The sequence below is a fragment of the Haploplasma axanthum genome, from assembly GCF_900660745.1.
Taxonomy (GTDB): Bacteria; Bacillota_I; Bacilli_A; order Acholeplasmatales; family Acholeplasmataceae; genus Haploplasma; species Haploplasma axanthum.
In genome coordinates, this window is sequence record NZ_LR215048.1 from 84,685 (window position 1) to 97,500 (window position 12,816).

Annotated in this window: 12 protein-coding genes; 5 read left to right on the forward strand and 7 right to left on the reverse strand. The window is 28.8% G+C overall.

All coding sequences use genetic code 11. The features are described 5' to 3' along the window. Nucleotides 1-100 precede the first annotated feature (100 nt). The 6 genes from EXC62_RS08750 to rsmA form a co-directional block, all read right to left on the reverse strand. The gene (locus EXC62_RS08750; protein WP_156907467.1) at nt 101-250 is read right to left on the reverse strand and encodes a hypothetical protein; all 150 of its coding nucleotides are present in this window, start codon (nt 248-250) and stop codon (nt 101-103) included. Continuing rightward, on the reverse strand, nt 250-3,663 hold the full coding sequence (gene mfd / locus EXC62_RS00510) for a transcription-repair coupling factor (protein WP_052589949.1): 3,414 nt from the start codon (nt 3,661-3,663) through the stop codon (nt 250-252). The genes EXC62_RS08750 and mfd overlap by 1 nt, the downstream gene beginning before the upstream one ends. 30 nt (nt 3,664-3,693) lie before the next feature. Beyond that, nucleotides 3,694-4,263 (reverse strand): aminoacyl-tRNA hydrolase, encoded by a 570-nt coding sequence (gene pth / locus EXC62_RS00515; RefSeq protein ID WP_026390716.1) that lies wholly within the window; start codon nt 4,261-4,263, stop codon nt 3,694-3,696. 9 nt (nt 4,264-4,272) lie between these two features. Further along, nucleotides 4,273-5,262: a ribose-phosphate pyrophosphokinase gene (locus EXC62_RS00520; RefSeq protein ID WP_162140249.1), complete on the reverse strand. Its 990-nt coding sequence runs from the start codon at nt 5,260-5,262 to the stop codon at nt 4,273-4,275. A gap of 157 nt (nt 5,263-5,419) precedes the next feature. Then, entirely contained in the window at nt 5,420-5,698 is a 279-nt protein-coding gene (gene spoVG, locus EXC62_RS00525) for a septation regulator SpoVG (protein ID WP_026390715.1), read from the reverse strand. Nucleotides 5,699-5,838: 140 nt separating this feature from the next. Next, nucleotides 5,839-6,624 (reverse strand): 16S rRNA (adenine(1518)-N(6)/adenine(1519)-N(6))-dimethyltransferase RsmA, encoded by a 786-nt coding sequence (gene rsmA, locus EXC62_RS00530; RefSeq protein WP_026390714.1) that lies wholly within the window; start codon nt 6,622-6,624, stop codon nt 5,839-5,841. Nucleotides 6,625-6,750: 126 nt separating this feature from the next. Between rsmA and EXC62_RS00535 the strand changes: the two genes are divergently transcribed. Beyond that, nucleotides 6,751-7,662: a metal ABC transporter solute-binding protein, Zn/Mn family gene (locus EXC62_RS00535; protein ID WP_026390713.1), complete on the forward strand. Its 912-nt coding sequence runs from the start codon at nt 6,751-6,753 to the stop codon at nt 7,660-7,662. Between the two features lie 137 nt (nt 7,663-7,799). Here the strand turns inward: EXC62_RS00535 and EXC62_RS00540 are convergent, their stop codons facing one another. Then, nucleotides 7,800-8,957, reverse strand: a complete 1,158-nt coding sequence (locus EXC62_RS00540) for an IS110 family RNA-guided transposase (protein WP_129747391.1) — start codon at nt 8,955-8,957, stop codon at nt 7,800-7,802. A gap of 266 nt (nt 8,958-9,223) precedes the next feature. On the opposite strand from EXC62_RS00540, the gene EXC62_RS00545 reads away from it, so the two are divergent. Genes EXC62_RS00545 through EXC62_RS00560 form a run of 4 tightly spaced genes read left to right on the forward strand, consistent with a single transcriptional unit; the run spans nt 9,224 to nt 12,803 of the window. Continuing rightward, nucleotides 9,224-9,970: a metal ABC transporter ATP-binding protein gene (locus tag EXC62_RS00545; RefSeq protein WP_035375658.1), complete on the forward strand. Its 747-nt coding sequence runs from the start codon at nt 9,224-9,226 to the stop codon at nt 9,968-9,970. After that, nucleotides 9,957-11,012, forward strand: a complete 1,056-nt coding sequence (locus EXC62_RS00550; protein WP_026390353.1) for a metal ABC transporter permease — start codon at nt 9,957-9,959, stop codon at nt 11,010-11,012. Before EXC62_RS00545 ends, EXC62_RS00550 begins: the two co-directional genes overlap by 14 nt. Further along, nucleotides 11,012-12,121 carry a metal ABC transporter permease gene (locus EXC62_RS00555; RefSeq protein WP_026390352.1) on the forward strand — a complete coding sequence of 370 codons (1,110 nt, stop codon included), beginning with the start codon at nt 11,012-11,014 and terminating at the stop codon, nt 12,119-12,121. The genes EXC62_RS00550 and EXC62_RS00555 overlap by 1 nt, the downstream gene beginning before the upstream one ends. Before the next feature lie 34 nt (nt 12,122-12,155). Beyond that, nucleotides 12,156-12,803 (forward strand): metal-dependent transcriptional regulator, encoded by a 648-nt coding sequence (locus EXC62_RS00560; protein ID WP_026390351.1) that lies wholly within the window; start codon nt 12,156-12,158, stop codon nt 12,801-12,803. The last annotated feature ends 13 nt before the right edge of the window (nt 12,804-12,816 follow it).

The following is a 12,816-nucleotide window of genomic DNA, read 5'->3' on the forward strand; positions in this document are numbered from 1 at the left end:
ATTATATACCTAAACCATTTTTTTATGCAATGAAAACGTTTTACCAAATTATACTTTTTACAACATTCACATAATCATATTAACCTGTGTTTAATAAGCTTTATGCTAATCTTTCAAATGTAATAATCAGTTCAACAAGTTCAGTTTCTAAAACATTAACAGAAATAACTTTCCAATTATTTTTAGCCATTAGGTTCATTACTTCTTCTGCATCTTTTTCTAATGCTCTCATCACTTTATATTCACTCATTATTTCTTTTCCTCCTTAAACATCAATTGATTATTTTTATTAATTCCTTCATAGTACGCCTCTAATAATCTTACAACTATATATATCCAATGTTCACTAGCATTCGGATAATCTACTTTTATTTGAATTTCATCTTTCAAGTATCCAAGATTGACCTTATACTTAAACTTATTTGAAACTTCAAATAGTTTAACTCCATCAATTTCATTAGATTTTTCTTTGTTAATAACCAGTAAAACAGCCCCCTTACTGTGACTAACTTTATAAACACCAATTCGATAAAACAATTTTTTAAGAAGCTTTTCATACATATACGTTAATAAATCAACATTCAAAGTTCCAAAACGATCTTCTAATTCCTCTTTTAAATCATTTAAATCATTAAGGTTATTTAACTTACTAACTTTTTTATGAATTTCTATTCTAACACTATCTTCATCAATATACTCTTTATCAATTGAGCGATTAGCATAAACATCAGTAACTTCTTCTAAAGGTTTTAACTCTTCTTTATCATTTAAAACTTCATCTAACAACTGTAAATACATCTCTAAACCAACTGAATCAATAAATCCTGATTGCTCACTACCTAAAATATCACCAGCACCTCTAATTGATAAATCCTTCATAGCAATCTTATACCCACTACCGAGTTCTGTGAAATCTTCTAATGTTCTTAATCGTTTATATGCTTCATCACTTAAATCCTTATAACCATCATACATCAAATATGCATATGCTATTTTATCACTTCTACCAACTCTTCCTCTTATTTGATAAAGTTGTGAAAGTCCTAATCTATCTGCATCATGAATAATTAAAGTATTTGTATTTGGTATATCAATTCCTGTTTCAATAATTGTTGTTGATACTAAAATATCATATTCATGATCAATGAATTCACTAATTGTTCTTTCTAATTGATCTTTACTCATTTTCCCATGTCCAAAAACAATTTTCGCTTCTGGAACAAGTTTTTGAATTTTCAAAACCATTAACTCCATATCTTCAACCTTATTATACAAGTAAAATACTTGCCCACCTCTTGCTATTTCCCTTCTAATTGCTTCTTTAACAAGTGCATCTTCTCTTCTTACTACATATGTTTGAACAGGATATCTATTAAGCGGTGGTGTTTCAATCGTTTCTAAGTCTTTCAAACCTAGCATTGTCATTTGGAGAGTTCTAGGTATTGGAGTTGCACTTAGTGTTAATGTATCAACATTAACTTTAATCTCTTTAATTCTTTCTTTATGAATAACGCCAAATCGTTGCTCCTCATCAATAACTAATAATCCTAGATTTGCAAATTCAATATCCTTTGACAACAATCTATGTGTTCCAATAACAACATCAACAAATCCTTTTTTTAAGTTTTTAATTGTTTCTGTTTGTTGTTTCTTACTAACAAATCTACTCATCAATTCAACAGTTGCACCAAACTTTTCAAATCTTTCCTTAAACGTATAATAGTGTTGTCTTGCAAGAACAGTTGTCGGAACTAAATACAGCACTTGTTTCCCATCTAAAACTGCTTTAAATGCAGCTCTTAGTGCCACTTCGGTTTTACCAAAACCAACATCTCCAATAATAAGAACATCCATTGGTTTAGGTTTCATCATCTCTTCTTTAACTCTTTTTATACTTTTGGCTTGATCTTTTGTTAATTCATATTTAAAATCATTTTCAAATTCAATTTGCGTTTCATTATCAGAGGAGTATGCATATCCTACTGCCTCTTCTCTTAGGGCATAAAGTTTTAATAAACGATCACTCAAATCCTTAATTTTCTTTTTAACAGCAGCTTTAGTATTCTTCCATTGTCTTCCACCCATTTTCGATAATTGTGGGACAACACCATCATTACTGCTATACTTTAAAATTAAATCAATTTGTTCCATTGGAACATAAAGTGATTCATTATCCTTATAAATAATATATAAATAATCACGTTTTATACCTGATAAATCCATCGTTTTCAATCCCATGTATTTACCAATACCAAATTCATAATGAACAACATAGTCTCCAACTTCTAATTCTTCAACATGTCGTATTTTTGTTGATTGGTTTAAAACGCTTCTATATTTTGCTCTTCTTGATTTCTTATTTCCGAATACACTTTCTTCATTTAAATAGATAATTTTTTCTTCATTAATAACAAATGATCCAATTATATCTTCATCAATAAACTCATAATCTTCATATGCTTTATCTTTTAGATATGATTTTATTTCTCTAACTTCTTTACTATTAGTATTATCATTTAAAAACAATTTATATCCTTTAAATGTATTAACTAAATCAAAATATAGCATTGCTAAATTACCACGATAATTATTAACATCCATTACATCTAACGAATAAGCATCTTTATGTAAGATACCCAAATTATCAATGTTAATATCACTTTTATTAATTTGCTTTTTATAATCAATCAAGTACCCTAATGATAAAAATGCTTTGCCATCCATTGTATGAGCATATGTTTCTAAATCATCAGCTTTTTGATTTTCATTTGTGATCATTTTATATTCATCAATTACATAAATTTTCTTGTTATCAGAAAAATCTAGAATTGATGTTTCTTCTACATTAAAAAACGGAATATAAATATTTAACATTGAAAGGTTTGTTCTATTACTAATCTTTTCAATATCTATGTTTAGTCTTTGTTGTTCCTTACTTGATAAAGTGAATTTTTCGAAATGCTTATTAATTCGCTTAATAGCATCATCTTTCATTTTTGATGTATAAAACAACTCATGTAATGGGGCAATCTCAATTTCATTAATTGTTCCAAACGAACGTTGTGTTTCTACATCAAAGATTTTAATACTCTCTAGTAAATTGTCAAAAAAATCCAATCTAATTGGATTTGTATTATCGCGAGTAAATATGTCAACAATTCCTCCTCGAACTGAAAAGGTTCCAGGATTTTCAACAGTATATTCATGAACATATCCACTATTAACTAAATAGTTAACAAGTGAATCAATGTTATATTCATCATTAACTTTTAAGGTTAAAATACTGTTTTTATAATCATTTGGTTTAAGTTGTCTCATCAATATTCCGTCTAATGTTGTTACAACAATAAACTTATCTTTTGATAATAACTTTTTAATCGTATATAATCGTTCACTTTGAAACTCATGGCTTCCAAGTGCCATAATTGTTGTTAGTATTTGATCAACAGGATAGAATAAAACATAATCACTTTCAATAATTTGATTTAAATAATCATAATACTTTTGAGCTTCATATAGATTTGGTAAAACAACAAAAATAGTCTTATCGCTATTCAAGTAATCTTCTTTAATCATATATGCATTAAAGTAATCATTTGTCTTTTGATAATACTTATTACCTAAATTTAACTTTTCAATAATATAATTTTTTATTTTTTTCATTTTTACCACCCAAAAGTAATACCCAAACGATTAAGTTTGGGTATTGTATTTAGTCATTATATCTTTAAAATAAATATTTTTTGTAAACAAATCAACGGCACCCATTATATCAATAACTGCTGGTTTTAGTATTTCAATTTCATTTTTACTGAATTTTCCTAATACATAGTGATCTAACGGCATACTTTTATCTAATCCAACACCAACTCTGATTCTTTTAAAATCTTGAGCACTTAGATGTCTAATAATATCTTTAATACCATTATGTCCACCATGACCATTAGTTTCTCTAACTCTGATTCTACCTAAGTCAAGATTTATATCATCGTAGATTACTAAGATATCTTCTTTAGCAATTTTATAATATTTCATAATTTTACTAAGAGCATTGCCTGATAGGTTTACATATGTTGTTGGTTTAGCAAAAACAACTTTTTCATTATTAATTTTTTTAGTTGCTATTAAAGCTTCTAAATCTTTATCATATTTAAAATCTAGCGCGTATAGATTTGCTAATTCATCTAATACGATAAAACCAACATTATGTCTAGTTAGTTCATATTTTTCTCCAATATTACCTAACCCTAAAATTAACTTCATTTATATCACTCACACTTTTAATACTTCTAATGTTTCAATAACATCAAATATTTGACTTATTGGTTTGTCTTCAATTATATGTCTAATTGATTCTCCTAATAAATTACCCATACTAACTTGAACTATTTTATTAGAATCAATTGCCGCTTGGCTTAATTTAATTGTATCTGTAACAACAACTTTTTTAATTGATGATGCATTAATTCTTTCTATTGCTTGACCTGAAAAAATTGGATGAGTAGCAGCAGCATAAACCTCAGTTGCTCCATATTGTAGAAGTGCCTCTGCACCTGCAACTAATGTTCCAGCTGTATCAATCATATCATCAATAATAACAGCAACTTTTCCTTTAACATCACCAATGATGCTCATTACTTCGGCTCTGTTTGGCTCAGGACGACGTTTGTCAATGATTGCCATTGTTGCATCTAAAATCTTTGCAAATTTTCTTGCTCTTGTTGCTCCTCCATGATCAGGTGAAACAACAACAATATTTTCTAATTGTTTTTTTCTTAAAAAATAATTTGCTAATAACGGTGCTGCTGGGAAATTATCAATTGGAATATTGAAAAATCCTTGGATTTGCGCTGCATGTAAATCAATAGATATAATTCTATCAATACCTGCTATTTGTAACAAATCAGCAACTAACTTAGCAGTAATCGGTTGACGAGATTTAGCTTTTCTATCTTGTCTTGAATATCCGTAATAAGGCATAATAACTGTTAGACTCTTAGCAGATGCTCTTTTTACTGCATCAGCAAAAATCAACAATTCCATTAAGTTTTCATTTGTAGGATTACTAGTTGATTGAACTACAAAAACATCACAACCACGAACACTCTCGCTAATGTTTAATCCTATTTCTCCATCTGAAAAACGAAATAATTCGATTTCACTTAGTGGAAGACCAGATGATCTTGACACCAACTCCGCTAGTTCTTTATTAGAACTTAATGCAAACAACTTTGTTCTTTTAATTCCCATGCTCTCTGACATTTGTATAACTCCTTAAAATTATTGTTCTCAATTATATTATACATCAAAAACCTAATATTAAAAATTTTTTAGTATTTAATTTACATAATAACTTAAAAAAAAGATAACCATTTTTTAATAGTTATCTTTAAAACTCTCTATTTAGAATTTTTCTTTTTTAAACCGTTTCAACTTCTGCACTCTTTAATGCTTCTTCGTAAGCTGCAAAAACTTCTTTATCAATCATTGCTCTAGCTTCAATATTAATTGGGTGTGCGATGTCTCTAAACATTCCGTTAGGCATTTTCTTGCTTGGCATTGCTACAAACATGCCTTTTTCCCCTTGAAGAACTCTTACATCATGAACTACAAAACATTCATCAAATGTAATTGAACCCACTGCTTTTAATCTTCCTTCTGTGTTGACCAATTTGATCCTAACGTTAGTAACTTTCATTATTATCCTCCAAAAACAATATATTCTATATACATTATAGCATATTTTACGTTTTCAGAAAGCATTTCACTCATTAATTGATTTAAATGTTAGCGGTTACTTGAAATAAAAACGACTTTTTTACACTTTTTCGGAGACTATTAGGCTATTATTTTAAAATTTTTCGCCATTTTGATAAAATCATCTTTTTTTATATTTTCAGCCCTTAAATTCCCATCAATATTTAGCTTATTCAACCATAAACTTACTTTTTCTTTTTCGATTTCTTGACTAAATGATATATTATTTAATAACGTTTTTCTTTTTTGATGAAACGATCCCTTCACTAATCTTAAAAAAATAGTTTCTTCTTCTAAGTCTAATTCACGTTCTTTTCTTGTCATTTTAAAAACAGCACTATCGACTTTAGGAATAGGTCTAAACATTTTCTTATTAACGTTCATTATTTTTTCAACATTCATATAATATTGAATAATAACACTTAATGCATTATATTCTTTATTATTAGGACTTGCAGTAATTCGGTCACAAACTTCTTTTTGGACCATTAATGTTGCAGATTTAATCATCGCCTCATCAAGTATCTTAAAAATAATTGGACTTGTTATATTATAAGGAATATTTGCTACTACATGATATTCTTTTTCTAAATCTAGATTAACTTTTAAAATATCTTGATAATTAACTTTTAAATTAGGAAATTCACTCTCTAATTTGTTTAGATATAATTTTAAATCACTATCAACTTCATATGCAGTAACAGAACTAGCATCTAAAACTAAAAACTTAGTTAATGCTCCTTGCCCTGGTCCAATCTCTATTACATCTTTATCTTTTATATTTGCACTATCAATTATTTTTTTTAATAAATTTGTATCAGTTAAAAAGTTTTGTCCAAACTTCTTCTTCATTTTATGTCCGTTCATCTAATCAACTACTTTCTATTCATAATAATTATACATTATTTTTGTTTTTTTATTGACAACTAATTTTTGTCATGTTATACTTAAAACAGTTTTAAGGTATGCCTTAAATTAGAAAGAGGATAATAAATGAAGAAATTAATTTTTATATTAACAACATTATTAGCATTTGCACTTGTTGGATGTAATAATAATAAATACGAATATGTTGAAGGAAAAGTTAACATTGTTGCAACAACAACAATGTTAGGAGACTTAGCTAAAGAAATTGGTGGAGATTACGTTTCTGTTAAAACCCTAATGGGAGTTGGAGTTGATCCACATAATTATGAAGCACGTCCAAGTGATTCTAGAGCATTAACTAAATCTGATTTAGTTGTTGTTAGTGGATTACATTTGGAAGCGAAAATGGGAGAAATATTAGAAAAACTTCCAAATGAAAAAGTAATTGTAGTTGGAAATAGTCTTGAAGCATCAAAACTTCTAAAAGATGAAGATGGAGCAATTGACCCACACTTTTGGTTTGATATAAACTTATGGAAAGTTGCTGCTAATGCACTTGGAAATAAACTAATTGCTGTTGATAGTGAAAATAAAATCGCTTATGAAACAAGACTTAATACTTATCTTAATGAACTTGATGTTTTAGACGCTTATGTTAGATCAAAAGTTTCAGAACTATCTGAAGATAAAAGAAAACTTGTAACAGCTCATGATGCTTTTCAATATTTTGCTCATGCATATGGATTTGAAGTTCATGCAATTCAAGGAATTTCTACACAAAGTGAAGCAAGTACAAAGGATATTCAAGATTTAGCTAAACTAGTAAAAGAATTAAATGTTAAAGCAGTTTTCATTGAAAGTTCAGTTCCAGAAGCAACTATTAGATCTGTAATTGAAGGTGCAAAAGCTCTTGGACATACTGTTACTATTGGTGGAGAATTATATTCTGATTCATTAGGTGATAGTGCTTCAGGTACTGAAACATATATCAAAACAATTAGAGCAAACATTGACACTATTGTTAATGCTTTAAAATAATTAAAGAAGGTGACTAACTATTAAAAGTCAAGTGTTATTTTAAAGAAAACACGAAAAGACCTCTATTTGCTTAGAAATGAGGTTTTACTAGTTATTACAGATGACTTTTACTTAACCGCCACAGTTTAAGTAAAGAGTTATTTTAGAAGACTCGAATCAAAATATGTTTTAGTTGTTTCTAAGTGATGTATAACTCGAATAAGTTTCTTTGCTAGATTTACTTGCGCTACCCTATGGTGTTTACCTTCTTGTTTCTTCTTATGATAATAAGCATAAAATAAGGGGTTGTTAACCATCAATATCAAAGTTATATTGATTAAGGCGGATCGTAAATATTTGCTGCCACGTTTAACTAGTTTACCGGTAGTAGACATGGTTCCAGATTGTTTAATTGTTGAATCTAATCCAGCATATGACACCATCTGAGAAGGACTATCATAAAGAGAAATATTACCGTATTCAGCTAGAATAATTGCTTCGGTAAGTGTTCCAATACCTTTAATACTTCCAAAGTATGTAGGATATTTCTTCATTAATTCGGTAATCCTAGATTCAATCACTTTGATATCTGTATTAAGTTTCTCAACGTAAGATATCGAAGTACTAAGTCTATCTAAATGATAGTCTTGGCTAGTACCAATTGTTTCTTTTGCTAATTCCTTAAGTTTCATAAACTTAGGATAAGAAAACTTACCCATTGATTTTTTTCTAATTTTATCATAGTGAAGATCAGTCATCTTGGCTATTTTATCTGGAGACTTAAAATAGCTTAAGATATATAAAGAAGTATCTGAATAGCCTTGTTCCTTCATAAAAGGATTAAACTCAGGGAAAATAATATCAAGTGTTTTGGTTATCATGTTGTATTGAGCAGTCCTAAATGAAATAAGTTTTGAACGTTCACGTGTTAGTGATTTTAAGGCACTTATATGATAAGATTGATGATGATAGGCTTTGTAGTCTACAGTCATCATATACTCAGAGATTAATTTTGCGTCTTTCTTATCTGTTTTTAACTTTCTTAGTGATTTAGAGTCGCTAAACTTCTTGACTAAGAGAGGGTTAATTTCCATGAATGAAAATCCATGGGAAGAAAGAAATGATTTTAAGTTATCTCCGTAATGACCTGTAGCTTCAAGGCCTATTATCATTTCACTTTTGTTAAATGGTTTAAAGTGTTCTAATAACTCCTTAAAGCCTGATGAATTGTTTTCAAAAGAAAACGACACACTTGTTTCAGTGGCGATGAAACAGTCGTGATTGTACTTAGAGATATCTATTCCAATGTAGATCATAAGTACAGACCTCCAATTAAATTTTTGGTACTGTGTTAAGTCCAGCAAGTCTTTATCTCATAATCATGTAAAAAGCGTCAAAGCGCTAACTAACTATTGCTGATTAAAATAAAGACCGTGGTAAGCGTCACCTTCAAACAGTCAATGCTGTATAAATATGTAACAAATCCACAGTACATTTATATTATATTAAATTAGAAAGAAGGGAGTAAATAATTAAGTTGTATTCTAACTAACCTAATACAATTTAATTATTACATGATTTTATGTATGCAATTAAAGTTGAAGATTTAACTGTATCATATGATTTAAAGCCAGTACTTTGGGATGTTGACTTAAACATCCCTTCTGGCGTTTTAATGGCGATTGTCGGTCCAAATGGTGCTGGTAAATCTACTATGATAAAAGCAATCTTAAATCTTATTAAGCCAGTAAGTGGAACAGCTTATTTTAACGGAAAAACATATAAGGAAGAAAGAAAAAATATTGCTTATGTACCACAAAGAGGCTCTGTAGACTGGGATTTTCCTACAACTGTTTTTGATGTTGTTTTAATGGGAAGATATGGGCATATAGGTTGGATTAAAAGACCCAGTAAACAAGACGAAGTTTTAGCACTTGAAGCTTTAGAAAAAGTTGATATGTTAAAATTTAAAGATCGTCAAATATCAGAGTTATCTGGGGGACAACAACAAAGAGTTTTTCTTGCACGTGCACTTGTTCAAGATGCGAACATCTATTTAATGGATGAACCATTTCAAGGTGTTGATGCTAAAACTGAAAAAGCAATAATCGAAATTTTAAAAACACTTAAAAATCAAGGTAAAACTGTTGTTGTAGTTCATCATGATTTAGAAACTGTTCCAGTATATTTTGATTGGGTTGCTTTGTTAAACCTAAAAGTTATTGCTTATGGTGAAATAAAAACTACTTTCACAAAAGAAAATATTGCCAAAACATATCGTTCTAGTACTTTAAAACAAACTGGAGATGATTTAAATGATTCTAACTAACTGGTTTTCAGAAAACTATACTTTAATCATTGTTTCAATAGGTGCACTTCTTCTTGGTCTTTCTAGTGCCGTTTTAGGAGTTTTAAATGTTCAAAGAAAACAAGCATTAGTTGGTGATGCATTAAGTCATGCGACCCTTCCTGGTGTTGTATTAGCATTTTTATTCACAAATAGCAGAAACATGGTAACACTTTTAATTGGTGCTGCTATATCAGCATTTCTAGCAATGTTCTTATTAGAATTAATTAAGAAGTATTCTAAAACAAAATATGACGCTAGCTTAGCACTAATTCTATCTTCTTTTTTTGGACTAGGTCAAGTTTTATTACAACTAGCTCAAGAACGTGGTAATAGAGCTGCAGGTCTTAAAAACTTTATTTTTGGGCAAGCAGCAACAATGATTAGAAGTGATGTAGTTATAATTGGTGTGATAGCAATCATTGTTATAATTTTAGTAGCAGTTTTTTGGAAAGAATTTAAACTATTCATTTTCAATAATGAGTTTTATCAAAGTTTAGGTTTTTCATCTAGAATTACTAGTGGCTTATTAACTTTCATGACTGTTATTGTCGTTGTTATAGGAATTAGAACAGTTGGTGTAATTCTTATGAGTGCGCTTTTAATTGCTCCAAGCGTTGCGTCAAGACAATGGAGCAATAAATTATCTATCAATGCACTATTGGCAGGAATTTTCGGAATGATTTCAGGTCTTCTAGGTTCAATAATTAGTTCACAAAAAACTAATCTTCCTACTGGTCCAGTTATCGTTGTTGTTTTAAGTGTATTTGTTATTATTTCATTACTATTTGCTCCTAAAAGAGGTATTATTAGAAAAACATATATTGATTATAAATATAAAAAAGATATTCATAAATATCATGATTTAATCCATATTTACAATGAACCAAAATCAAAAATCAAACTTTCAAATTCAAACAGTTTCTTAGTTGATGAAGGTTATCTAGTAGTTAATAAAGATGAAATAAAACTAACTGAAAAAGGAATTATTCATGTTGAAAAACTTTTAGGAGGTGAAGAATAATGTCAATGTCAATTTTTTTAATCGCTGCTTTTACTGCGATGGCATCCTCAATTGTTGGAGTTTTCCTCGTTCTAAGAAAAATGTCAATGATGACTGATGCGATTAGTCATACTGTCTTACTCGGTATCATTTTAGCGTATATGATTGTTAATGACTTATCTTCTCCTCTTTTAATCATTGGAGCAACAATCATCGGTGTTACAACCGTCTATTTAATTGAAATGCTTGTTAAAACTAAACGAACATCTGAAGATGCAGCAACTGGTGTTGTATTCCCTCTTCTTTTCAGTATTTCAGTTATTATTATTAGTTTAGGATTTAGAAATGTTCACATTGATGTTGATGCAGTCTTACTTGGTTCTCTAGAACTTGCAGATCAAGATTCATTATTAATTAACGGAATAAATATTGGTCCTAAATCACTATATATAATGGGAACAGTCTTTATAATAAATCTATTATTTTTCTTATTACTTTATAAAGAATTAAAAATAATTAGTTTTGATCCAGCACTTGCTGCTGTTTTAGGATTTATGCCTGTTTTAATTCATTATTTATTAATGACACTTGTTTCGATTACAGCGGTTGCTGCTTTCAATGCCGTTGGTTCAATCTTAGTTATTTCATTAATGGTAGGACCAGCAATGACAGCACTTCTTTTTACACGAAATCTTTTCAAAACAGTAATTTTTTCAATGTTAATAGGAATATTAAATAGTTTTATTGGTTATTTAATTGCTTATAACACTGACTTAAGTATTAGCGGAATGATTTCTGTTGTTACACTTGCTGTTTTCCTTATTGTTTTATTCTTTAATCCTAAGAACGGTGTTATTTCAAAGATCATTTCTAAAAAGAAACAACGAGAAGATTTCACTCTTCTTGTCTTATTAATGCATATATACACACATTCAGATATTTCAAGTGAAGTTAAGGAAGTTACTTTTAATAATATTAACTTCGAACTTAACTGGAAAGAAAATAAAACATATCATTACATTAAACTAGGTATTGAAAATTTGTATCTTGAAAAACAAAATGATATCATTAAACTTACTCAAAAAGGGATTAATTTCCACAATCAAAAAATTGAGGAATTTAGTTCATAATTGTGTTATAATACCATTAACGAGGTGGTAATTTATGAATCGTGCTGAAGAAGATTATATAAAAACAATTTACGAACTATCAATTAATAATGATAGTAAAATAATAAAAAATATTGATATAGCTGAAAGTCTAGGTTTCACAGATCAAAGTGTTAACGAAATGGTAAAAAAATTATCTGTTAAAGGATTCTTAGAATTCATTCCATATAAAGGTGTTAAACTTACTGAAAAAGGCGTTAAGCAAGCGGTTAGACTTATAAGAGCACACCGTGTATGGGAAGTATTTTTAATGGATTATTTAAACTATTCATGGCAAGAAGTTCATGAACAAGCAGAGTTTTTAGAACATGCTGGTAATGATGAACTTATTGAGAGATTATACCTATTTCTTGATAAACCTAAATACTGTGGACATGGAAATCCAATTCCTTCTCACGATGGTACATTATCTACTGTATTCAAAAAATCTTTATTTGAATTTAATGTCAATGATAAATTCACTCTAAAAAGAGTTTTAGATGTCAAAGAATTATTATCATTCCTTGATGAACAAAATCTAAAAATTGATGATTCTTTTATAATTCAAGAAAAAAACGAATTTAGTGGTTATACTAAACTCGTTAAAGATTCACAAGAATATATTATTACAAATAAGATTGCTAAAATGTTGTTCGGTATTTAAAAATACTTATTCT